Source organism: Brevibacillus fluminis, from assembly GCF_003710825.1.
GTDB lineage: Bacteria > Bacillota > Bacilli > Brevibacillales > Brevibacillaceae > Brevibacillus_D > Brevibacillus_D fluminis.
In genome coordinates this window covers 290,184-315,908 of record NZ_RHHQ01000003.1, presented here as the reverse complement: position 1 = coordinate 315,908, position 25,725 = coordinate 290,184, and the positions used below count along the sequence as shown (strand labels likewise).

The following is a 25,725-nucleotide window of genomic DNA, read 5'->3' as shown; positions in this document are numbered from 1 at the left end:
AATGATACCATGCTTAAATAAGGAGTCGCTAAAACTATTAGTTGGAACAGCTGATGAAAGATATGAGTATTCACCTGAATATTTTCGTCAAACCCATTTTCCTCAGATGATGCATCGGTACCATGGGAGCCAATTAATCGCGGAGATTACTGAAGACGAACTTTTTGATGAATTAACAGAGGTGGATTCATCGGGAAATCGTGTTTACCTCATTTTTGGTTCAACGGGATCGGGAAAATCTGAATTGCTTTGTTGGATAAAAGATAAATGGATACATCAGAATGTAGAACGTCCTGTAATACGTATATCTCGAAGTGAACTAAATCCACAAGTTTTAATTAAGAAATGTTTTGATATATTGGGTATTTCTTTAAAAGTAACTATAGATGAAAAGCGATGGGATTTGTTACTGAAAAAACCAGTTACAATAATAAATCAAATTGTCTGGACGACCTTATCTGAGACTCTGGCCACGGATGAAGAAATTGTCCCAGTGGCACTCATGATTAGACCAATTATTGAAAGAAACGTAATAGAGTTTACTAAACAAATTGAACGAGGACGCGTAAAAAATCCGTTAGAAGTTATTCACCGGGAACAATTTGAGGATATTCTTTCAAAGACAACTCTTTCCTTTAAAATTGATTATGAGTCATTTCGCCAAACTATCTCACAAAAATTAGACCACTTTCTCTTCGAAGGATGGGATATTGGTTCTTTATTCAAACAGATCTCTGACCATTTAAAGTTAAATCAAATTCGCCCATTGCTGCTTATTGATGACCTTGTCCAATCAGTGAATATCTATGCCACTGAACTGTTAGATCAGTTAATAACTCTTGAAGAGGGTAATTGGGATGTGGTCATTGGCCTTACTCCAGGAGGATTTCAGGATTCGAAAAGAGGAGCAGATCTTACAAATAGGATACAAAATCTGGATACAATCGATGATCGCGTAAAGAAAATATGGCTATCAGATGAATCAGGGAAAAATTTTTATAGCCTCAATCGGAATCAAGTAGTACCTTACATGGCTAACTACTTAAAACATTTAAAAAGTACTCGAGGGTATACATGTTCACTGAAATGTTCCCATTTTTGGGATTGCAAAAATTTAGTACAATCTCCAGTTACTCAAAAAGAAGATATAGATGTCGATCTATCTGTAAATTTATTGCCATTTAATAGCCCTATGATGAAGAGGGTTTATGATGCAATACCGATTGGTAAAGGAAAATTACGATATCTGATCTTAAATAGTAAAGAAATTATTAGATTTTTCCTACAAGGTAAAAGAGAATTAATTTCTCGAGTGGTTCCCTTAATAAAAAGAGAAATGTTTGCAGATCATCCTGATTTGTTAATCAAAACTTTTTCTGAGTGGTACGTGTTTGAAGGGGACGACCAAGTAGTCTTACCCCAAGAATTATTAAAACACTTTAAGTATGAGCAAGGAGATCTTAGTGTAGCCCTTCATTCTATTAGTTACCAAATGCCTTTTAAGGAGCCAGTTACAGAATTTACAATTGATATACCAGAAGGACCGCTTGAGGTACGAGATTGGGTCGAAGGTAAACGGGTAAATGTGGAACTACTTGAACCAGTACGTCTTGGAGTTGCTACACTCGTGCATGATGTTGTTAAAGGTGTTACAATGTCAAGACCTTTTACTCCAAGAACACTAGGTATCTTACAAAGAAAAGAGGTTTCTAATCGGACACGGTATCCTATTACATTTACTGATATTGAAAAGTGTATGTCTCATGAGATTAAAGTAAGACGCGGGTATTCTGCTCTTGAGATTACGAACTTCCAACAATTGAAACCTGCGGAAAAGGCAAAGTTATTTCAACGGATTTCTAATGAATACGACACTGCCAGGTGGATTTACCAAGCCGATACTTTGCATTTATTGTGGCAACGTGAATTGGAACAAAAATTAGGAATTACGCTACCTTCCTTTGCGTATCACTTAAAAAAATGGGTTGAAGGATGTTTAAAAATCAGCCGAGCAAGTTGGGCAAATCAAATAAAATCGCCATTTACTCAAGAAGTCATACATGTTTCTGAACAATTGTATCAAGATTGGTTTTTGTTACGGGATAACATGCTAGACACAGTTGGTATAAATGCAGTTGAAAGTATTGATTTTGACAAATGGATCAGAGAATATAGTCCGGTGAAAGAACTTGAGGAATACGAAATTGGAGAACGATCATTTTCGGTATTTCTTATCGGGCTAAAAGAAGAGTATCTTCAATACTTTGAGACACTTTCACATACCTTAAAGCAGACAAATGAAGAAAGAAGTTCACTTGTTCACTACTTATTAACATCTCCAGAAGAGGATAACCATCTTTTTGCATCTAAGCTTGTCCTGATCCATAAGAAATCACACTACGAATATGAAGATTTCGTTGCATACTCTATCTTAGAGGAATCGATGGAATTACGTGAGATTATTAAGAAGTTTTCAGTAGATGAAGGCCTACGTGAAGAAGTAGTCGAATTAGCAAAAAGGTTAGAATCATATAGCCAACAATTAGTATCATTGCTCAACGAATATGGTCAATATCTAAGTTACTCGACGATAAGCGAGAAGCCATCTTGGGGAGACCTAAATACCGAGAAAGAAAGATATAGAGTGCTTATTGACGAGTTGGTTCGACTAAATAACTGCATATCACTCTCGCCTAAGCTTGCTTTGGCGACAATACTGAACTCAGCGATTGAGACATCTGAAGTTCTACATCTCAAAATGATGTGGACACACTTGGTGGAAAGCGGCCGTAAACTACTGAATAGAGAATTAGTAGGTCAAGATTTGATTCATTATATCGTCGGTTGGCAATCAATTGATTTGCATAGCATTAGTAACCACGTTGTGAATCAAACTCAAAAAGAAGTTGAAAGGCTTAAGCTTCTGAAGATGCTTCGTAGTGATCTGGGGAATGAAGATGCAGCGAATTTGAATCAGTTAATCGAATGTATCGAATCAAATAAAGAAATTCGGCCTGCTATCAAGAGGCAGCTACGACATTTAGTGGAACACGGCTATTGCACATTACCACCTGTCCAATGGAGGAAGTTACTTGATGATCTAAAAGAAAAATTTCCGAGTCTTTTCAAGATAGTTGAGATCAGGTTAGTAGCAAATAATAGCATGAATGAAAAAAACTATTGAGAAATGCAGGGGTATCTCTTAACATCAACGTGTAGTGGAACTTTTGTTTCACTACACTTCTTTTTATTTGAAAGTCAAATCCATAATCTCTACTGTATTCTTGTACAATTACTTTAAATGATGAGGTGATGTAGATAATGGAACATCCACGGGTACTTGATTTTGGGAAAGTAAGTGTAATTTTTAAAGAAATTTGTAATGAGATTGAGAATAATGGATTTCATATTGAGTGCCAAATGGGTGATAACGGAAAAATCAAGACTTGGCAAACCGTACAAGTTTATATGAAAGAAGAAGATCATTTTCGTATTTATGGACAATTAAATCATAAACGACTAGCGATAGGCGCTGTACAATATGAAGGGAGTAATGATTATTCTGTAAAACCACCTCACACAGTGAATTGGAGATTTTATCGGGATAATCTCCCCGATAAATGGAAGGAACGACTCGAACAAATTGACAATGATTTTCGTAAGGATAAGAACTCGGGACCACCAATTAACCCTAAAGCAACATCAATTGCGTTTAAATTTATCGAAAATGATGAACGTTCAAAACAGTTTATTTTGCAACTTTCCAATATTTTAGCTAGTTTACTACAAGCAGATTAGGATGAATTCAAGAAGCAGCCGAGTGGTATCGATTAAAAAAACGTGATCACGCTTAGTCAAAAATCAGAATACACTTGCTTAATGTGCAAGTGTATTCTTTAATTTGCTAAAATATTCAAAGAGATAAGAGGAGTAGAACTTAATTTTTCATTTTGTCTCTTGAACGAATTAATTGATGGTGTAGCAAGGTCAAAATAAGTGTTGCAGTCTGGAAGGTGGCAAAATAATCTACTGTTTCCCGTTCTGTGTGTTCATGTTGATAACCGACAGATAAATTGACTGAAGGGATGCCGAATTTTTGAAAAAAAACTTTAGCATCACTTGAACCACCTTCGGTTACTTTCCAGTCTTCCATCCCGGCCAATGCACCTGCTTGCTCGAATAGTAGTCCATAACTATCAGGGCAAAACGGAATGATTCCGGCGTAAGAGGTTACAATATCTCGATTACCTCTCCGATCAACTACAATAGCACTATCGATATCATAGAGAAACATGGGATCTAGTTGCTGAGATCCAATTAGCCCAATCTCTTCTCCAACCGTAAACGCGATCTTCAACGTACCATTAAAGTTAGTCTGATGAATGTTTTTTATGATCTCGAGGATTACTGCGATACCGGCTCTATCATCGGCCCCCAGAATCCCCGAGGTAGAGTATAAAGTGGTCCCTTCTTGAACAATTTGGCGGGATTCTTCAAGCTCTTGAAAAATATCCATGTGGGCTGACAAAAGTATAGTTGGACCTTGTCCGCAAAATACGAAAGCACACACATTTCCAGCCCGATCCACAAACATATTGTCTGTAATTGGCTTCAGTTTTCTTTTCAGAAATCGCCTGATAGGATCCTCATAGCCACTTTCACCTGGGATGTTCAATAACTCGATTAATGAGTGTTTAAAATGATCAGCTTCGTAGCGAATTAAAGCCGCCGGATCAGCGCAGATTGCATATAACTTTTCCGCCAGTAAAAGCAATAACTCACGCTGATGATTGCATTCAAAGTGAATTTCCTTGCCAGAGAAACGGATGTTCATTTCTTCGGGTGCAGAGGCTTTCAAGAGAGTTATTTGCTTATGATTAGGATGCGTGAGCAGGATAACTTTTGGATTTTTTCGTTCATGACCATCGCAGCAGTAAGCTGTGTGAATTCCAAGTTCGTTCATCCAACGTGTAATTCCACGCATATAAAGATCGATGTCAGCAAGAGGAAGCTCCTTCTCCAATGGATTGACTAAACATTCACCACCACGGCGTTCAACCTGAAAAGAGGTCAATCGCAAGGCTTCTACCCAAGTTTGTTCTGATACCTGATCTAAAAGATCATATGTTGTCCCGAGATGAGTTAATGTAAGAGTCAAAAGTTCACTAGCATGGCTAAGACGGAATGGAACCCAATTTTCTAAATCTGATGGTTTGAACCCATAACGAGTTAAAAGACTGATATTATTCATGTTGTCAACCCCTTTGTATTTGTTACTTAAAGTGTAAAGGGGCTGTGTGACACGTTGTCACACTGAAGAGGAGGAAAAAAACTGAATGATCGAAGAAGAAAAAGAATTTGTACCGTATCATGAAGAAAAGGCGTTGCGGGAGAAATTGAACGCTGCACTAAAACGCGGAGACCAGGTTGATAGTAAAATTTATAGAGAATCTCTTGTATCACTTTATGTATTATTCGGAGAGTCCTTTAAGATGTCGGATAGGCCCGATCCAAATTCCGCAAAGCGATATCTTGAAAAGGCTCTCCGTCTTCAAAGTAATCATCCAATTGCTAATTACCGTTATGCCCATATCCTTTATGGAAGTGGAAAATATATTGAATCGGCATGTTTTTTTAAACGGGCACTAGATGGGAATCGAGAACAAGGATTAAGTGATACGCAGACGCTAATAGCGCAAATTTTTACGGTTAACTGCGGAATATTAATGGCAAAGGATGCTATCAAGGAAGTAAATTATTTGGAATCCAGTAAATATGCTTCATTCGATAGTAAGATAATCGCCAATTATGCCGATCGGATGCTTGTCGACAGTGAAGAAATGTTGACACAATATCTTTATATAAAGGTGACGTCAACCGGCAGTGAACCAATATCAGAGGATTTCTTTTATAAAGAGCAAGAATCAAAAGGGGATTGCGATGTATTAATATGTATTACACAGCAAAAACGAGAACTGGTTTACCAGGATAGGAGAGAACCACTTACACAAACAGAATTTTTTGTTGCTCACACTGTATTGATGTCGAACGAATTTATTCAGGTGAAGGATATCTATGAATATCTTTGTAATGGTCCTCTCGGGGGGGTTATCAAACCAGAAAGTATTCGCAAGTGTTTAAGCAGGTTGGTGAGAAATCCGATATGGAATGTGGTTGTTGAAACTAATGCAAGGGGCAACTATTCAGCAAGAAGAAGAAGAGTAGGGCTTCAGTATGCTCTTTTATGTCACAGTAATGTAGTAGTACCATAGGGCAAAGAAGATCACTAAATTATCTTTCAATCATGTATAGTAACGATTGCATTAGTGCAATTTCAGGATATTAACACCTTGTAATGGTCGTAATTTGATATACCAAACGTATGACTTCAATAAGGAGAGTGGAAATGGTGATGAAGACTGGAAAAGCGATAGTTGTATTTAGTGGTGGTCAAGATAGTACAACTTGTTTATTTTGGGCATTGAATCGTTTTAAAGAAGTTGAGACTGTTACATTTAACTATGGACAAAGACATCGATTTGAGTTGGATTGTGCATCAGATATTGCTAAAGAACTTTCAATTAAGCATCATATCCTGGACATGTCTCTTCTTAATCAACTTGCTCCAAATGCACTTACTCGGAAGGATATAGAAATCAAAAGCGAGGAAGGAAAATTACCTACAACATTTGTTGATGGACGAAACCTACTTTTTCTTTCTTTTGCAGCAATACTTGCCAAACAAGTTGGTGCAAGGAATATTGTGACTGGGGTTTGTGAAACGGATTTTAGTGGTTACCCGGATTGCCGAGATGTTTTCATAAAATCATTGAATGTTACTCTTAACTTAGCGATGGATTACCAGTTCATTATTGATACGCCGCTTATGTGGTTAAACAAAGCACAGACTTGGGCCCTTGCAGATCAATTAGGAGTCTTAGACTTTGTAAGATATAAGACACTTACGTGTTACAATGGCATAATTGCTGATGGATGTGGAGAATGCCCATCTTGTAAATTGAGGAAAAAAGGTTTGGATGAATATTTAAGTAGTACCTAGAAAAGGAATCGGTGATCTTTTCAGTAGATAAATGATAGGTATTTAATTTCCGAAAAAGGAAATAGTACTAGTTATGTGTGTTGATGATCAGAGAGAAAATTTAAAGTCAGTATGAGACGTACTGATAGATAAAATAAATTAAACTAAGTTGACCATATAACAATATTTTGGTACGTTTATACTATAATGGAAGGAAATTTATAGGAGAGGTTAGTGCAAATTTAATATAAAACTCTACTCCTGCAGTAGGGTTTTTTTTATAAGAAGGTTTCCCTAACTGATTCCAAAGACGCGGAGGATAAAATGGTGAATATTCCTGTGGGTTCATTTGTAACTGTATTATCAAATTCTAGAGGAATTGGAAAGTTAACCTCGATCTCACCAGATAAACAATTCGCACAAGTAACCTATTTTCATTCCATACATAAACAAGAAACGCTCACTTATCCAGTTAAGGAAGTTAAGGCTACAGTGCTTAAAAGTCAGACTCGATGCTACTATTATTTTGCTAAAGAAGAGCGATGGATTATGGGACGAGCATTGAGAGTAATCGACAGAGAATATGAGGTTGATTTCCCTGATACGTTTTCTAAATACATACCTGAAAAGGATTTGCTAGTCAGATGTGAGGACTCAGTCCCAATTCCGACTGATGTCCTCTCAATTTTAGGTCAGGAAACTGCGTTTTTCCATATTAGGAGAACAAATTTTTTAATGACATTAATGGAGCAACGAGCTGCTGCAAAAGGGATGGCAGGCCTTATATCGTCCAATATTTCTTTGATGCCTCACCAAGTCGAAGTGGTTCGGCGTGTTCTTGAAGATCCAGTGCCACGTTACTTACTGGCCGATGAAGTTGGTTTAGGAAAGACGATAGAAACTGGTGTGATCCTTCGCCAGATGCTTCTCGATGATCCCAGGATGAGGGCACTTGTAATTGTCCCTTCATTTTTAATTACGCAATGGAATGAAGAGTTAAAGCATAGGTTTCAAATCGAACAGTTTGAAGGGCGTGTCGAGTTTACCTCGGTTGAATTGTTTCATTCTTACTCTGGATCATATCCGGATATTGTGATTATCGACGAGGCACATGAAGTAGCTAAATTGGGACTTACCAGCGGAATAAAGGAAAAAGGACGATATGAACAACTAAAACTACTTTGCCATAGGGCACACGTCCTTTTGTTATTGTCGGCTACACCTGTCCTTAACAACGAACATGAATTCTTATCAATGCTGCATCTACTAGATCCAGATAACTACAAACTTGATGAACTGGATGCTTTTAGACGCAAGGTAACTTTCCGTCAAGAGGTTGGAAAAAGCTTACTATCATTTCGGGAAGACAGTAAACCATTTATGCTGAAACGGGGGATATCAAACCTTCGATCACGTTTTAATAACGATCCAATACTTGAAAGTCACTTGGTTGAATTGGAGATTGGATTAGACCGGTTTGGTGAAGAAGAACGCCGTGATCTAATTAGGCGGATACGAGTGCATATTTCGGAAACGTATCGATTGCACCGTAGAATGCTAAGGAATCGTAGGGAGAATGTGCAGGATCTGTTTAGACATAGTCGAGGGGAGAACAAAGTAACTGAGGAGTTCGATCTAGACGAACGGACAGTACAATTACATAAATTACTTGATGAATACAGGTATGAGGCATGGGCAGCGGAAAGAGAGTTGTGGAAAGAAGTAGAGACGCGTGAATCTGTAAATTTCCGTATTTGGCTAACCCTCATAGAAGCGGCCGGTTGTGATGAAGATTTGTTCCAGAAAGTTGTTAATACTCGTAGAGCAAAAAAGGTTGAACGAAGCTTAGACGGAGTTTTTCCGGATGAAATATTGACTCTCTTAGCCAGTTCACCATATTTTCTTGGTGAACTGGAATTGCTCGACAGGATGATTGAAGTATTTAAATACCCAAGCGAAGAAGGGGATAAAAAGCTGCTACTGCTTGAGATAATCAAGAGTATACAAGATAAATCATTTCGCAACCGAGAAATTCCTAAAAAAATTATTATCTTCACTCAATTTACCAGGGTATGCGAGGATCTCCTTGAATACCTTAGGCATAATCTTGGAACTGAAACGGTAGGGGCTTATCATTCTGGAATGGAAAGAGAAGAGATCGAGTTTGTAACGAATTCATTTCAGAATAATCAGTCCTGTGAAGTGTTAATTTGTGATAGTACAGGAGAGGTAGGGAGAAATTTTCAATTTGCGGACCACATGATTCATTATGACTTACCGCTGTCCCCGAATCGATTAGAACAACGAATAGGTAGATTAGATCGTTTGGGGAGAACGAAACCATTTCAGATGTCCGTTTTAACGGGACCGGATGCAACGGTAAACTTTCAATTTGCTTGGCATAATCTTATGGATAAGGGGCTTGATATTTATCGTTCGTCAATTTCTTCACTTCAATTCTTTGTCGATAAACATATGCCCACTATTCTTCGATGCTTATATGTACATGGCATTGAGGGATTAGAAGTTGAAACTGAAAATATTCGGCTAACTATCCAAGAGGAAAAAGTTAATATTGCAGAGCAACAAGTAATTGATGAAATTGATGCACGTGAAAATCAGGCAACTTCATTTTTGGAGCAATTAGTTAGTTATGAGCGCAATCCACAAAAGATCCAAGATTCCGTCGAACCTTGGATTTGTGAAGCACTTAAGTTTGACAAAATAAGAGGGACTCATTTCAGTCAAGTTTTGTATGAGGGAACACCTAGTACTTTAGTGCCACGTTCACACCTTCAGACTCTGCATGATCAAATGAACATCCCAGGATGTTTTAGTCGAGAACAATCAATCGATTTAAAAAATACAAAACTGTTTCGGATAGGTGAGCCATTCTTTGACACATTAAGTGAATATTTACGTTGGGATGACCGAGGGCAGACATATGCGTTTTGGCGAACAGTTCCTTCATGGAGAGGGAGGGACCAAGACTGGTTAGGTTTCCGGCTTCACTATATAGTGGAGGGTGACACTGAACCGTTGAATAGTCTTATATCTTCTCGTGGAGATGATAATCAATCAAAAGCGTATAGACGATTGCTTGATAAGTTTTTTGAACCGACTTACATTTCGATTCTACTTGACTACCAAGGTAATATTGCAAATTCTACATATCGTGATCTTCTTGAAACGCCATTTTTCGATGTTGAAGAGGGGGGGAACGATACCAATATTATTAAAGAAAGACTAGGAAGGATTAGGAGCACTTTTAGTTCAGGGACCTGGGAAAATATTTGTCAAAAAGCAGCAGAAAATTCACATAGGTATTTACTTTCGGATACTTCCTTCCAAGAGTTATGCAAGCAAAACACAGACCGTGCACGATCTTATTTTGGATATATGAAAACCCAATTAGAGTTGAGGAACAATTATGAAAGTATGTGGGGGAAAAAGGAAGTATTTGACGATGAGTTGTACGAAGTAATTTTGAAAGGAATTGAAAATCCAAAGGTTCATTTAGATGCAGCAGGGTTTTTAGTTCTGTCGGATAAACCTTTGCGGAAGCAAACTCAACGAGGAGGGGGCAGATTTTGAACGATTGGGATGAATTAACGACTTGGTTAGAGGATGATAGGTATTTACCACAGTTTGAAAATCCATTTTACATAAGACTTTTTCAAGCAGTTAAAGAAGGTGCACAGGGAAGAGATCTTGCCGCGTTAATCAGAGGAGTGATTCGTCATGAAGCAGAAAAAAATGGAGTTGATCGTTGCATACTAAAAGTGCCTAGAACACAAAAATGGCCAGACCGAGAAATATACGAGAAAATGGGCATGGTTATCTTCGAGGAACGGGACGATTGCTACCTCTTGTATGCTTTACCATGGTCTCCTCAATGGTTGCCCCATTCTAAAGGAGAGGAACCAGATAGACCTCTGTTTGGACTAATTCATCGTAGCCATCTGAAGGAGGTGAGTGGAGACCCGTTTCTTACCGAGGTAGGGAGACAGTCCTATAGATGTGCCCCGCAAAGGGACGCCATAAGGACGATCTTAACATCACCAAATAATGCAACAATCTTAATTAACCTTCCTACTGGATCGGGAAAAAGCTTATGCGGACAACTACCTGCCTTACTTTTCTCTAAGCAGGAGGGAGTTACAGTTGTGGTAGTACCCACGGTGGCACTTGCTCTTGATCAGGAACGAGCACTTATGCCTTTTATTAATCATGAATCGGCATATTTTTCTAGTAATTCTCGTCTATCAGAGAATGATGCCATCCGTTCAAGAATTATGAATGGTACCCAAAGGGTTGTATTTGCATCGCCAGAAAGTGTAATGCAGGCGCTAGATTTTTCACTTCAAGTAGCAGCTAAAAAAGGGTATTTCAAAATGTTAGTTATCGATGAGGCGCACACCGTTGATTCATGGGGAGATAGTTTCCGACCAGCCTTTCAAGAATTGGCTGGATGGAGACGAATGATGCTGAGAAAAGCACTTGAACCATTCCGAACACTGCTCCTCTCAGCCACTGTAACGGAGTCATGTCTTGATACACTCGAAACATTGTTTGCTGGGCCTGGTATTTTCGATTCATACTCTGCAGTCACACTGAGACCAGAGCCTGCTTATTGGCAGGCGAAGTGTACCAATCAAAATGAAAAAAAAGAGCGATTAATCGAGTCCATAGATTACTTGCCTCGTCCTCTCATCGTTTATACAACTGAAGTGAAGCATGCCATCAAACTGTTCTCAGAGATTCGTACTGAAGGTTACAACAGGGTACGTGTATTTCATGGTGATACCAAACAGAACGAACGTGAAGCTATCATCGAAGATTGGCATCATCGAAGAATTGATATCGTTGTAGCGACATCGGCCTTTGGACTTGGTGTAGATCAGGGAGAGGTCCGTGCAGTGATTCACGCTTGTGTTCCTGAGAGCATTGATCGTTTTTACCAAGAAGTAGGGCGAGGAGGACGAGATGGTCGTGCCTGTATGTCACTTATGCTTTATGATTACGACGATATTCAACTGGCTAGAAAAATGAGTGCACCTAGGTTGATTAGTATAGAAAAGGGGAGACCACGTTGGGAGAGGATGTTTACAAATAAACGTACTATCCCCGAAGCGCCGGATAAGTTTCTTCTTCCTGTCACGATATCTTCAGGAATTGATCCAGATCGAATTGATCAGAAAAATGATTACAATGAGCAATGGCATCTCCGAACTCTGACGATGCTGAGTAGGATGGGTGTGCTTGAATTTGATTGGGAAGATATTGGAGCCTCCGAAGAGGGAGAAGAAAATCATTGGAGGATCGTGCGAATGTTACGGCATGATCATATGGGAGATGAATTTTGGGAGGAAGTAGAACAGTATCGTAAAAGTAGTAAGCGATCAGATAGAGATGAGTTTTCGTTGATGGAGAGATTATTAAAAAGTGGAGAATGTATCTCTAACCTACTTAAAGAGATTTATTCGATCCAACCTAGTATGAACCAGGACTATTTAAGGAGGGAAGTATATGTTGCCCCTGCTTGTGGTGGATGTCCTGCATGTAGACTTGAACACCGCAAACCTGGCAGTCCGGCCCTTAATAGATATCCACTGCAATGGCCTCCATTTGATACTATAACTGGGTTATTACGTCGTTATTTAGATCCCGCTTCCCATCAGTTGGTGTTGTTACGAGAATCTGGGAATGGCGGAAAGCAAACAATTGGGATGTCAGAAAAACTGTCTATGCTGAGAATGGTTTATTGGTTTGTAAACCAAGGGATTAAACATATCGTTGCATCAGAAAACATTTTAAATTGGTTGAGGGAAGATGTAACACTCTCGGATCGATACATATTATTTACCAGTAAAATGCATGAATACAATGCTCTTACCAGAGTTAAGTGGAAAATACCTACGCTCGTGATACACGAATGTAGAACGGATAATGAAATGGTATATCGATGGTTAAAGAGTGAGAATGTACGAGAGTATCCTACTATTTTTATGATCCCAGAAGATATGGATCACCCTTTACGGATAGGACAACGCCTAAGTGATAGTCTTGATATTCGGAACTATCGATATGATGCATTTAAACAGGAGGTCGGCTTATGAGTTTGTTGAAAAACGCTCAAGCATCGCCGAGCAGAGTCTATGCAATATATTCGTTAATCTTGCAAATGCCTGATAAGCGAATCGAAATGGACCTTTTGAAACGATTGCTTGCTCCACAGGCATTTGCATCAAAGGATCGAAATGAAACTGATTTTATCGGAGCGACAATTCCAGAAGTGATCACCCTCGGCCTTATACATCAAGAAAGTGCTGGGATTCTATCCATCTCTGATCAAGTACCATCCGAATTGCTTTTGAGCGATTCTGTCGATGTTGCCTTGCCGAATGCGATTAGGGAAAAGATCATGTCACAAGCGAATGATGAAAACAATAATAATGAAGATTTAGTAAAAGTCATTGCTTGGTATATGTCACAAAATCCGTACAAGGCTCCTGGTAACTGGGCATCGGTCGAAGAGTCCCTCTTGAAGCAATTGAACACAAAATTGGACTGTTCAAGTGACGCGCGTTATGGACAATTCGAAGATTGGGTAATGTATCTAGGTTTTGCTTCGCGAATTCAAAAATATTTATTGCCCGATCCTTCACATGTCATTCGTTATTACTTACCAACCTTATTCCGAGACAAGCGTACGCATAATATTGATACGATAATAAAGCGATTGGCCGAGATTTGTCCAGTATTTGAACGTGGCAGATATCGCGAGTGGTTGACTCAACAGTTCGGAGTAGAAAATTTACGTGAGGGTCAACTTTCGCAAGTAACATCATTCGCGTTTATGCGTCTTCATGACGAGAAATTGATTCGTCTAGAGAAAAAATCTGATGCTGATGTATATTTGTTTACTGAGAATCAGGAAACATATCGTTATTCAGAAATAACCTGGTGCGCACAGGAGGCGAATCATTGATGTCACATGTTTGCTGGCAAACTGAGCAGATTCATAAAGTTTTGGATACGGATGCTTTACACGTACAACGGCATCTGTTTCTAGCTACGCATCACCCGATTAAGATGTATAAGCAGACTGCAGGTACGAAAGTGCAGAATCGTGGTGTTGCATATGATGAAGTAGAGTTTCTACAAGATTTCATCACTAAAAAAGAATATATTTTCGTGCCCATACTTGGAGAATCAGGAACTGGAAAGTCTCATTTAGTCAGATGGCTTGATGCGCAAATTCCCAAAGAGGGTAGGAAGGTTTTGCTCATTCCGAGGCTTACCAATTTGAAGGATATCATTTTGATGATTCTCAAGGACCTTGAGGAACCTGAATTTGAAGATTTTAGACAAAGAGTTCGTCAATCAACAGGAAATGTATCGTTCGGTCAGGCAAAAGAGATGCTATTAAATAACATTACTCTTGCAATTGGACCTAACGGGAATCATTCCATTGAGAGATTGGACGATTTGGAACTTCACTTGATGGAAAACCTACCACACTTATTCCGAGATCCTGCTCTCTTTCAGGAGTGGCTCAAGGAGGGGGGGGTTATTCATCAATTGGCTTCCCATATTATAGGGGGAAACGGTGGGCGACTAAATGAGCGTAGGGAATTTTCTATCCAAGACCTGCCCTTGAATATAACGTTTATTGATAAAGCTAGCCAAGACGCAAAAAGTATATACGCAGATCTGGTCGGGGACTACGAGTTGCAGCAGAAGGCGGTTGAATGGTTAAATCTTAATCTTGATTCAGCAATTTCAGCTATGCTCAATCTATCAAGTACCGATCTTATCAAATTAATGAAACAGGTTCGAGCAGCACTGGCACGTAAAAATATCGAACTTGTATTACTCATTGAAGACTTTACTGTGCTACAAGGGATCGACTATCAACTACTTGATGCATTGATCTATAAACAGGCAGACAACGATGGGGAAGAGCAACTATGTGACATGCGAGTAGCGCTCGGTTGTACAACAGGTTATTTTCAACGATTCGAGGATACCGTACTTACCCGAACTGACTTTCGTGTAATCCTTGATGTCGACGAAGAATTGCTTAAATCAGGGGACGTAGAACGATTTGCTGCTAGATATTTAAATGTATTGCGTATGCCCGAAGATCGAATTAAACAATGGTTTGATGAGGAGGGAATCGGAAAACCACTCCGATCTGCATGTGTAGAACTAGAATGTCCAATGATTCACCAATGTCATGAAGCTTTTGGTCAGATCGATGGGATTGGTTTATATCCTTTTAATGATGCTTCCATTCATACAATGTACAAACGGAGTACAAAAGAGGAGAATTTTAATCCGCGACTGATGATTAGCAAGGTACTCCGTTATATCACTGAGAATTATGCAGAATCTATAAAAGAAGGTACCTTCCCTTCAACTGCCTTATTTGATCATTTTGGTGGAAAGACTGTGAACCGATTATCTACGATGGCGAAAAATGAAATCGAACGCAAAGATCCAGTGGATTATGATCGGCGTCATACTCTTATTGAGTTATGGACTAACGAATACGAAGTTACTAACTTGCACCCGTTTGTTCATGAGAGTTTCAAACTGCCTCTATTAAATATTAGAGAAAATGTACAAAAGGAAGTAGAAAAAGTTGAGCCCAATTTAATCTCAGAAGCAACGAAGGATCCTACAGATCCAACAAATAATCACGGTCTCAATGATCTGTCTGTAAAGGATCAGGTTAAGGGAGCGGACACCACTTCTACACTTAGTTCTGTAAATCCACCCAAATCATCATTGAATCAATTGCCCCAAAATGTCGAACAGAAAATTAGAACCATTGACGAGTGGGTTAATGAAGGAAAATTAAGTCAAAATCTTACTCAGGAACTACGCGAACTCGTTTTCGATTCCTTAAATGATTACATTCAATGGGATATTGAAAGGATTAATCACAAATGGTTCCAAGATTCCGGATTATGGAGTAAGAAAAGTATTAATTTTACTTCACAGTCGACCCAAATGGGGACAGGTCCCATATTATTACACTTACCTCAGAAAGAGTCTGAATGGAAAGATACGGCCCTTGTGTTACAGGGATTAATTTACTTCAGTCATTTTAAGCATTGGGAGTTTCGGCAAGGAGCTGAGTATCTTCGATTTGTGGCACGTTATTTAAATAAATGGAGCGAAACAGTCCTTGCACAATTTCGGGAGATACCGTTAGACGATGGCCCGTGGAACCCGCTCCCAATAGCAACGGAAGTACTTGTTGTTACTGCAGCGATGAGTGGGATTGTAAGTAACAACTCATCAGAAAATCTAATTTCATCTATGTTTGACCCGATCACTCAACAGGATGGAATACGAACAAGTGAATGGGATAAAGTACTACGTACGCTTCTCCAGCATCGAGAGGAAATCTCAAAATTTGCCCTTTCTCGACTTGCGATTAAAAAGGGTGATACTGGGCGTGTAAGAGTCATTGACTCGTCAAAAATAATAAACCAACTTGCTACACTTTCTTTAGAAAATCTAACTACTCCTCCTACAGATCGAGTAAATGCATTTGATCGATTGGTAAGATGTTCAGAGTTACTCCAAAAATCCCTACTTAAGGCAATTGAAACGGAACATCAAGATAAGAAAGAGTGGGTTGTGCGCATCAGGGAAGTACTTGGTGATAAGTTCAACGGCAAGAAAGTCGCCAACCAAGTCAAACAGGCATATAAAAGCGCTATTTCCACCGCCTCTTTACGCGGGGAAGGGCCCAAAATAGAAGCTGCAATAACTGGGTTAGAAAGTAGACCAATAGATCAGTTCGTTAAGAAGTTAAACGCTATGGAGGGAAACACACCACTTGAATTAGTAATTGGGCTAGGTCAACTTCCAGTCGCGCAAATGACAGAAGTTGAGAACCACGTAAAGATTTTAGAAAAGTTCTTGGACGAATCGACGTCGAAAATTGAAAGAGACTTGAATGAGCTTCAGAATAATGAAGCGGTAATGGAATTAGAAAAAGTTAAAGTGGAGATTAATGATCATCTAAAATTGATCACAGCCTGCTTTGATTCAATCCGGAAGGGAGGGACCACATGCTAGCAGTTAAAGCGTCCAGGTTAGTCGAGTTGGTTGAACAAAAGGAAAAGTTGGAGAGGGAAAAAGACCTACTTCTTCAATTCACTACTCGCAAGCAACAATTAAAAGAAGCACTTGAAGGGCTTGCTGAAGTTACTTTGAGTATGAATACAATGCGTAATATCGATATTGCATGCCCTGATTTTACTAACGTAATAAACAACGTATCGAACATGGCAGAAGTATACCGCAAAAATATTGAGCAACAGCCTGAATGGATCTTGGAATCGTCTGATATCCCATCTTTTGTAAGATCGTTGAAATCTGCAAGCACTACAGTTAAAAAGGCTTTATTAGATGCTTGGAAGACATACGTTAACAGTTTATTACCACAGATCAATCAGGAAACGTTATTGATATTCAGAAAGATTTCTAGCTTTCGCGCCGATATAGAAAAAATGGAGCATCATTTACAGGCGATTCATACAATCGCTTCTTGTCTGCCATTGAATGACAGTGATATAAAAAAACTGCAAGATCGATCCGCTGATATACATCAAATTTGGATGAAGTTCGGGCAAGGGAATGTGCCAAAAGAAGTACTGGACTTTCTTAAACTTGCTGGAAGTTCAGTGGGGGCACCAATACACCTTTTAACTCCTGAAGTAATTACATGGTTAGAAGATCATGGGATTACCAATCATTGTACGATTCGTATTTAGAAAAGAGGGAATACATTGATAGACTGGAGACAACTTTTCCTAAATGAACTTGAAGAAATCGAAGCTAAATACTTGTCATGGGGGTATGTCGAAGGTTCATTTACTAATGAAGAGTTAGATCAACTAGCCACTGATTTTGTTGAGCGGCACAACATAGTGGATATGTCTGCTGAGGAATTAAAAAATGGGTTAATGGAACAGTGGATGATCGCGGCACTTCCTGTTAAGGGCGAAGAGGTGTGGCGGACTCGAATGGCAGAAACTGTTCGACTTATGGCACGATTACGTCAATGGTTTCCATCAAAGAATTGGCAGGCTTCTCCTACACTTGTATCGGATTTCCGTTTTCACCAACGTACTCGTATCTATCCGCAGAGATTTATTGATGGACAATCCCTTTTCCAAGAGGCGGAAAGTATTCTAGAGACATTCGAACTAGATTCGCTTAGAATTTTTATAGAGGGAAAAGGAGAAGCTTTCCGCCTTTCCGAATTTCAGCGGGATGCAACTTTGCGAATGTTTCAGGAACTCCAAGATGAGAAATCTCGAGGATTCATTGTTACTGCTGGAACAGGTACTGGGAAGACATTAGCGTTTTATCTACCAGCTTTGACATGGGTTGCTTCTCGAATTGATAGTAATCGTTGGATTAAAGTTGTGGCTTTGTATCCACGCAACGAACTGTTGAAAGATCAGTTCATGGACACACTTTATGAAGTGCGTGCGTTAAATTCAGCATCCAATCTAGAGCGCTCGATTTCCATCGGGGCTTTGTTCGGTGATATACCTAGTAACAAAGATAAAGCAAAAGAAAGCTGGAAAAAGGGTTCACACGGCTACGTCTGCCCATTCTTAAAATGTTTGGATTGTAAATCAGAATTGGTATGGCCTTCCACTGATCTGGAAAAAGGGATTGAACGCCTAGTATGTACCAAGAGAGGGTGTGGCACTTCCATCGAAGGAGATGTAATGCCGTTAACTCGTACATCAATGCGTAAAAATCCGCCAGATATCATGTTTGCCACAACGGAAATGATGAATCGCTATATGAGCGACCACAATTATGGATCATTAATTGGTCTACGTACGCAAAATCCGCCTCGTATTGTTCTAATTGATGAGGCTCACACTTATACAGGAACACATGGGGCTCAGGTCGCTTTACTTCTTAGAAGATGGCGTCATGCACTTGGTGATACGCCTCTCCAGTTCACAGGGTTGTCCGCGACATTGCGAGATGCTGGGGATTTTTTCAGTCAATTGACAGGTCTATCTCGCTCAGAAGTAACAGAAATAGATGCAGCGTCCGGTAGAATGGAACCGAAAGGAAAAGAATATCAGCTTATACTTCGTGGAGATCCGGCTTCGGGAACGTCTCTCTTATCAACCACTATACAGGCTGCGATGTTGCTACGTCGTATGTTAGATGTATCTCATACAACAGGGAATGAGAAAGTTAACACTTATGGTTCGAAGTTATTTCTCTTTACGGATGATCTTGACGTTACAAACCGAATGTTTCATACCCTTCTAGATGCTGAGGGGAGAAATAACAAAACTCTTGCAAAATTATTAGACCGAGAACCGTTAGCCGCATTGAGGAGCCATTATACTAGTGATGCACCTAAACGAATGTTGCATGGCCAATCATGGTTATTTCCGGAGAATATAGGTCACAATCTTAGCCAACCACTACATATCGGGCGAACAAGTTCACAAGACGCTGGGGTTGATACCAAAGCAGATGTTATTGTATCGTCGCCATCGCTTGAAGTTGGATTTAACGATAAGGCAGTAGGAGCTGTCATTCAGCACAAAGCACCAAGAGATCTCGCTGCATTTTTACAACGTAAAGGACGTGCAGGGCGAGATCCCCAGATGAGGCCTTGGATGGTCACGGTATTGTCTGATTATGGAAGGGATCGATTCATGTACCAAAGCTACGATACGTTGTTTCAACCGGTCCTTGAGCGTCAGGCATTACCGATCATGAACCGATATGTTCTACGAATTCAAGCGGTATTCGCCTTTATGGACTGGGCTTCATATGAGTTAAAGGAGCAACGGTTTAATGCAGGTAGTCTCTGGTACATGTTTGCACAGCCTAACGATGAAAACTTGGGACAGCGAGAAGAAGTTGTAAAATTGATTAAACGCGTGCTCGAAGAATCAACTTTCCGCTCTCGGATGGAGACGTATTTGAAAATGGCTCTCAAATGTTCTCTAGAGAATTTGCATGCCTTAATGTGGGATCCACCACGGTCTCTCATGCTAGAAGTATTACCGACGTTGATGAGGCGCCTGCAGATGAACTGGGATTCGAATGATGGAAATGCAAAAGAAATGCATACAAAGAATCATCCACTACCAGAGTTTGTACCTTCAACTCTATTTAGTGAGTTGAGTCTTCCTGAAGTAATGATAGTGTTACCGTCTACCCAGGAAGCGAAGAGACCGGAAGAACCGATGGACATCCTCCAAGCACTCAATACTTTCGCACCAGGTAGAGTGTCTAGACGATTTGGAGTGGCGCATGGAGCAGAAAGCCACTGGATTTCACCTGTATCGTTACAAAAAACAGAGAAATTTCAAGAGTTACCCATATCGGATTTTTGTGAACCTGGGGATTATCGCCAACTTGGGATGTTTGAATTCTATGATCAAGAAACGCTGATTCAATTACCGGTTATTAGACCCTTTAAAATTCGACCTAAGCAATCAGAACGGATGGTAGATACAAAATCGAACGCCCGCCTTCTTTGGAAAAGTCAACTGTTTCCGTCGTCTGAAGGACTTATAGAAGGAAAAGCGTACGGTAGAGAAATGGATATTCCCAAAGGTACGAGATGGTCATCGGTAATTGCAGGGATTCGTTTCTTCACCCACGACACGTATAGTGCAGTTACGATTAGACGGTTTGCAGTCGGTTCGGAAGCATCGATACGGATGACGAATCAATCTGAACCAACGGAGATGTCCATCAGGTTCACTATTGAACAGAAAAGGCCGGCAGGAATTGGCTTTACTCAACAAGTGGATGGCATACGATTTTTATTGCACAACATTCCTGAGAATGTTGTTTCATCTTCTGATTCAAATCGAGCTAAAGTGCGTTCGTTCCGGTCTCTGTACTTTCAGCATCTTGTCATGAACGATGAAGTATTAACTGAGTTTGGGAATGCATTTGTACTGGAGAGAATGGCGGAAATATATTTATCAGCCCTTTTGCACACTGCGTTGGTAAATCATTGCACTCTTGAAGAATCATGCGAGGAGATTCATGCAAGAAGATCTTTTCCTGACGTTATGAACCAAGTAATGAATGTGGTTTTTCAAGTGCTGGCCAGAGAAGAAGAAACTGAGTTCGAAGAAGAGGAACAATATCAACGTACTCATTTAAAATTGATGAGTTTGTTTGATATGCCAGTGGTTGCAGAACGATTAAAACTTTTAGCAGTGACGTTGTGGGAAGATAATGACGAGTATTGGCAAAATTGGGCTCGCCAAAGATGGGTAACGACTCTCGGGGAGGCTCTACTACAGGCATGTATCGAAATGGCTGGATCACATCGAAATGGAGACCTTTTGCTTGATATAGGAGGCGGTAGTCGTAAACAACAAGATGGTTTATGGAGGGATGCATCCGACGAGATATGGATTACTGAAACCATTGAAGGTGGTAGTGGAATCATTGAGGAAATTGCATACGGATATCAACAGGACCCACGCCGCTTTTTCCGGTTGATCGAAAGTGCTCTGGCACCATCTGACTCAGAGATTGTTCATAGTGAGTTGTCCCGAATCCTTGAGGAGATTCAAAATAATTCAGTATTACGTGACAAGGTCAAGTGTTTCCGGGATGCGAACGGATATCAAGAAACTAATGAATCGATAGAACAATTGAAAAGACAGATGCAGGATCTCGGAATACTTGCAACAATGCCGGTAATGAACGGATTGTTCAACCGATTGCTTCGCCCAGGAAGTAATCCTGAAACAGACCAATTTCTTCTTGAGTTGCTAAGGGCATGGAATTGTGAGGAAAATCGTCTAGGAATCGAAATGGATGCACGTGTGTTCGCTTACGTTTACAGTGCTAATGAAAGTATTTCATCTGATTTCAGTAGGGCACTCCAGCATATTGATGTTCGAGCTCTTGAGGATGTAAACTGGCGTTTTAATGTAATATATGGAATGATTTGGCCGCGAGGATCACAAATTCGGCGCAGAGTACTGGAGTCGTATAATCCATTCGCGAACCGCTTGCCCACAGACCGTGAGCTAGTTCTTGATGTAATGCAACTTCATTATCGTGTTTCCTATACCGAATCGCAATGGAAAGAGCGCATGATTGATATGCTTATTACACATGGCATGGTTCAGCTTTTGGTTCCACTTGAACAGAAACTTGAGATGAGTGACATCATTGTAGGTTTGACTGATGCACCACTGGATCTGGGGTTTTTGCATGTGTATCCCCGTGTTGAAGGTATAGCAAGAGAAAGTGGTTATTACGTAGTAAATTTTGAAATCCGGGAGGCCCTGCAATGACGCGATATATTTACTCAAATGCAGCTTCCAGGGAAATACCTGACTTACTCCAAAGCGTATTTACCGCCGAGTTAATTCGACCGAGCCGTCGACTTTTTTTAGCATCTCCTTGGGTCTCCGATATTACTGTCATCCGTAACCGTTCTAATGAGTTTATGATATTAGAGCCACAATGGGCAAGAAGGGACATTACATTTACAGATGTTATTGCGAATCTCATTGAGAGAGGGACAGAATTTTATTTGGAAACACGAAAGTTGGAGTATAACGAGAATTTTGTGAAGGCTATCAAACAGAAAACATCGAAACCCTTCGAAACGTTTCGGTATAATGCTGTCCTCCATCGAAAAGGATTACTTGGCGATAACTTTTTTTTAAGTGGCTCTATGAATTTTACATTTAACGGAATTACTACGCTAGATGAATTCATTCAATATACATCGGATCCATCGGCTGTTTCGGAGAACCGAATTGTGTGGAGCCGCGGGTGGGGGAGGGGAGAGGAATGATGTTCTCACCAGAAACCCGTCAGTTTCTAGAAAAATTTTTTTCAAGCCCAAATCTGATTTCTTGGGCTCAAGTGGAATCGGGGGGTCTTAATAAGCTATTACCCTATATATCCAGGCTTGATGGGAATGTTCCAAAACCAACAATACTACCATTTATGGAACATGATAAATCGTTTACGTGGTTTGCAATCGCGTTTGACGAAACATCGTTCATTCAATTGCTAGAGCAGGTGCGTTCGTTTATTGGTCCTACCTATAGCGATTTTGGTGGATATCGCACCAATGGTGCACCCCATCCATTTGATTCAGTTGTCAATTCATTCACGGGGGGACTTTTTTTTTCGTTTCGTGGTAATGATACGAAGATTGGTGAAAAGATAAATTTATTATTTCGACTACTAGAGGGCCGTCCAGAACGACGTACTCAGGTTCCTGATAATCCATTCCCTCTGCTACGAAATTTTGAAATAGCTTTACAAGCACGAGATTTTAATAATGCTGAGACTCAAATAGACACACTAGAACGTCACCATTTAATAGATCCTCGAAATATCCTGTTTATGCGTATTGATATGCTTACCCGGTTCGAGCGTTGGGGAGAGATACTTGGACATCCCCAGATGAAAGATTTACTTAAGGCTCCACGTCCATCACGTATTACAGAAGGAATAATTCGGGCAGTATTTAAGGTGCATCTTACGCATTATCAGAATCAACCTGAAAAGATGAAGGAAATATTTTCTGAGATCGTTTGGCCACAGTATCATTCGCTTTACCGTATTCGTGGTTCTTTATCGCATCCTGATACATTAATTAGTTTTATGTTACGTGCGGTCGACCTAAATGACCCCCTACCGGTATTACGTGATGAGATATTAATGGTTGGAGCAGGTACTTCAGTTCAACCGTTATTACAACTTCTGGCGGACTCAGAGATGGATGTAGTGGGGAGTAAGCCTGAACCCACTATGTACACAATTGAAGATGCAAAATTACTTGCAGATCAGGGAAGATTTAATGATGCTTTTGACGTAGTTTCTCAACTTCCGAAATCAAAAGAGCAAATTCAATTGATGCTAAAATGTGCATTTGAATTAGAGGATTTGACGATTGACAAAAAAGTATCGGATGCTGTGTCACATATAAGTGAAGATGAGTGGTCGTCTATTTTAACAAGTAGACATATTCGGACTTGTTTTGAATATTTGGCACCGCGTCTGTTTAGTGCGTCTGGATCGAGCACTACTTCTTTTGTGCCAGGAAACTGGAACGAATGGTTTGAGCATATTTCTGAGCTTAACCCAGGCGCAGCAGTAGAATTTGCGAAGCGCGGAGCAGAGGAGTGGTCACGTGATGGCTTTCTAACAAATCATAGTGAGATGGAACGACTTATTTCTAATTTGCATGATAATGTGACTGAACATGGTCATATAATAGATTCCATTTTACCTTACCTACTTCGGTATTTTGTTAACGATTCGGAGTGGCCAAGAATGGAATTAAAGGCTGTTTACTCTGAAATACATCGTTTTTTCTTGTCCCGTATGCATGGGATGCGAGATGAGATGAAGATAGCCGTAGAGTGGTCAGATTTGTTGCTGGATTTGGGCCTTTCCGTAACAGAGTATAGTCAATTGTTTGGGAGTTTGCTCGAGGGGTGGAGGAAGTTTGCCTCACCTGACTTTTTAAAAGCATTATACCCATTTCTACAAAAAGCCGGTGAACGTCCATGTCCTGATTTATTGTCTCGCTTAAGGCTTATCCATCAGATTAGAAGCCATTTGCCGGGGCGTGCGATTATTGCGGAGAAGGAATGGTTAGATATTGAAAGCAGTTTTATTCCTAAGCAATGGGAGACCTGGTATAGCATTTTATACGATGCGCAGGAGGACTATCAGTTTTTGGCAGATTGGATAGAGCGGGTGGGGGACGGTTATGAAGAATGGACACCAACTTCAATCCATCGAATCAATGAATGGATTACGCAATGGATAATTGAAGAACCTGAACCAGGAAAAAAAGGGATTCTGTCCCGATCACTTTCTCCATTTGTCAAGTATGTGACGTATGATCCGAATTTTCCAGAAAACGAGGAAACTGAATTCTATGAGAATTTGGCAGATGCCATCCGTCATTTTGGTGGAAAAAATGAGGCTACTTTACAGCATTTAATAAGATTGATAGACGGATTACTGCAGAAAAAGCCAGATTCTACAGAAACACAGTGGAGGAACACACGAGATTGGATGACTTTTCAACCGATCCCAAAATTACTACCTGTTGTCTTTGATTGCATGGAGTTGTTTTACGATTATGGGACTATCGGTCTGGAGATAAAACATGTATGGGATAAGTGGCTCGGCATACTGTATGATAAATTGGATGAGGATACTGAATGGTTGATTCCTTTTGTCCTTAAGCTTGGAGAAGTAATAGTGGGGGATTATTCGATTCTTCAACATTTAAAAGAAAGGCTGCAACAAGATGCGGATTCTGAAGACGACCCCCTAAAAGTGTTACCAGCAATGACAGTTACGATTTTTTCGTGCAGGGAAAAGGCCGCGCAGCGTGCTGCCGAGCGTATAATGTTTAGAAATAAAGACATAAAAGTTCGCGTTTGTACTCATGATCGAGCGACCGATCAAACAACTGCTTACGCAAGACAGTCTGACTTGTCAATCGTAGTTACAGCATGTATCTCCCATGCTTTAACGTATGGTATAAAAGATAAGCTAAGCACTGACCCAATCTTTCCGCGTAGTTCAGGTGAAGCTGGGATTATCAAGATATTTGAGGAGTATGCTAAGGAAAGACTATCTTCCTAAAT

At 40.0% G+C, this 25,725-nt stretch carries 13 protein-coding genes; 12 read left to right on the top strand and 1 reads right to left on the bottom strand.

Going from position 1 to position 25,725, the window contains the following annotated elements:
• Position 1 precedes the first annotated feature (1 nt).
• Positions 2–3,184 (top strand): P-loop NTPase fold protein, encoded by a 3,183-nt coding sequence (locus EDM56_RS02180; RefSeq protein ID WP_122916229.1) that lies wholly within the window; start codon positions 2–4, stop codon positions 3,182–3,184.
• A 137-nt stretch (positions 3,185–3,321) separates the two neighbouring features.
• The gene (locus tag EDM56_RS02175; protein ID WP_122916228.1) at positions 3,322–3,798 is read left to right on the top strand and encodes a hypothetical protein; all 477 of its coding nucleotides are present in this window, start codon (positions 3,322–3,324) and stop codon (positions 3,796–3,798) included.
• Positions 3,799–3,937: 139 nt separating this feature from the next.
• On the opposite strand, the gene EDM56_RS02170 is transcribed toward EDM56_RS02175, so the two are convergent.
• Positions 3,938–5,251, bottom strand: coding sequence for a M20/M25/M40 family metallo-hydrolase (locus tag EDM56_RS02170; protein ID WP_122916227.1), 1,314 nt, complete (start codon positions 5,249–5,251; stop codon positions 3,938–3,940).
• Between the two features lie 85 nt (positions 5,252–5,336).
• Between EDM56_RS02170 and EDM56_RS02165 the strand changes: the two genes are divergently transcribed.
• From EDM56_RS02165 to EDM56_RS02120, 10 genes are all read left to right on the top strand, one after another.
• Complete coding sequence (locus tag EDM56_RS02165; RefSeq protein ID WP_122916226.1) at positions 5,337–6,272, top strand: tetratricopeptide repeat protein; 936 nt, start codon at positions 5,337–5,339, stop codon at positions 6,270–6,272.
• 140 nt (positions 6,273–6,412) lie between these two features.
• The gene (queC, locus tag EDM56_RS02160) at positions 6,413–7,060 is read left to right on the top strand and encodes a 7-cyano-7-deazaguanine synthase QueC (protein ID WP_122916267.1); all 648 of its coding nucleotides are present in this window, start codon (positions 6,413–6,415) and stop codon (positions 7,058–7,060) included.
• A 306-nt stretch (positions 7,061–7,366) separates the two neighbouring features.
• On the top strand, positions 7,367–10,633 hold the full coding sequence (gene dpdE, locus EDM56_RS02155) for a protein DpdE (protein WP_183192255.1): 3,267 nt from the start codon (positions 7,367–7,369) through the stop codon (positions 10,631–10,633).
• On the top strand, positions 10,630–13,158 hold the full coding sequence (gene dpdF, locus EDM56_RS02150; RefSeq protein ID WP_122916224.1) for a protein DpdF: 2,529 nt from the start codon (positions 10,630–10,632) through the stop codon (positions 13,156–13,158). The genes dpdE and dpdF overlap by 4 nt, the downstream gene beginning before the upstream one ends.
• The gene (gene dpdG / locus EDM56_RS02145) at positions 13,155–14,030 is read left to right on the top strand and encodes a protein DpdG (RefSeq protein WP_122916223.1); all 876 of its coding nucleotides are present in this window, start codon (positions 13,155–13,157) and stop codon (positions 14,028–14,030) included. Before dpdF ends, dpdG begins: the two co-directional genes overlap by 4 nt.
• Entirely contained in the window at positions 14,030–17,140 is a 3,111-nt protein-coding gene (gene dpdH, locus EDM56_RS02140; RefSeq protein ID WP_122916222.1) for a protein DpdH, read from the top strand. Before dpdG ends, dpdH begins: the two co-directional genes overlap by 1 nt.
• Entirely contained in the window at positions 17,134–17,838 is a 705-nt protein-coding gene (locus tag EDM56_RS02135; RefSeq protein WP_122916221.1) for a hypothetical protein, read from the top strand. Before dpdH ends, EDM56_RS02135 begins: the two co-directional genes overlap by 7 nt.
• Before the next feature lie 15 nt (positions 17,839–17,853).
• Positions 17,854–22,389: a protein DpdJ gene (gene dpdJ / locus EDM56_RS02130; protein ID WP_122916220.1), complete on the top strand. Its 4,536-nt coding sequence runs from the start codon at positions 17,854–17,856 to the stop codon at positions 22,387–22,389.
• Positions 22,386–22,898 carry a phospholipase D-like domain-containing protein DpdK gene (dpdK, locus tag EDM56_RS02125; protein WP_122916219.1) on the top strand — a complete coding sequence of 171 codons (513 nt, stop codon included), beginning with the start codon at positions 22,386–22,388 and terminating at the stop codon, positions 22,896–22,898. The genes dpdJ and dpdK overlap by 4 nt, the downstream gene beginning before the upstream one ends.
• Positions 22,895–25,723 (top strand): hypothetical protein, encoded by a 2,829-nt coding sequence (locus tag EDM56_RS02120; protein WP_122916218.1) that lies wholly within the window; start codon positions 22,895–22,897, stop codon positions 25,721–25,723. The genes dpdK and EDM56_RS02120 overlap by 4 nt, the downstream gene beginning before the upstream one ends.
• Positions 25,724–25,725 lie beyond the last annotated feature (2 nt).

Excerpts from the sequence above, each read along its gene's own strand:
- EDM56_RS02180 (WP_122916229.1), top strand. The coding sequence starts at position 2 with ATGATACCATGCTTAAATAAGGAGTCGCTAAAACTATTAGTTGGAACA.
- EDM56_RS02175 (WP_122916228.1), top strand. The coding sequence starts at position 3,322 with ATGGAACATCCACGGGTACTTGATTTTGGGAAAGTAAGTGTAATTTTT.
- EDM56_RS02170 (WP_122916227.1), bottom strand. The coding sequence starts at position 5,251 with ATGAATAATATCAGTCTTTTAACTCGTTATGGGTTCAAACCATCAGAT.
- EDM56_RS02165 (WP_122916226.1), top strand. The coding sequence starts at position 5,337 with ATGATCGAAGAAGAAAAAGAATTTGTACCGTATCATGAAGAAAAGGCG.
- queC (WP_122916267.1), top strand. The coding sequence starts at position 6,413 with ATGAAGACTGGAAAAGCGATAGTTGTATTTAGTGGTGGTCAAGATAGT.
- dpdG (WP_122916223.1), top strand. The coding sequence starts at position 13,155 with ATGAGTTTGTTGAAAAACGCTCAAGCATCGCCGAGCAGAGTCTATGCA.
- dpdH (WP_122916222.1), top strand. The coding sequence starts at position 14,030 with ATGTCACATGTTTGCTGGCAAACTGAGCAGATTCATAAAGTTTTGGAT.
- EDM56_RS02135 (WP_122916221.1), top strand. The coding sequence starts at position 17,134 with ATGCTAGCAGTTAAAGCGTCCAGGTTAGTCGAGTTGGTTGAACAAAAG.
- dpdK (WP_122916219.1), top strand. The coding sequence starts at position 22,386 with ATGACGCGATATATTTACTCAAATGCAGCTTCCAGGGAAATACCTGAC.
- EDM56_RS02120 (WP_122916218.1), top strand. The coding sequence starts at position 22,895 with ATGATGTTCTCACCAGAAACCCGTCAGTTTCTAGAAAAATTTTTTTCA.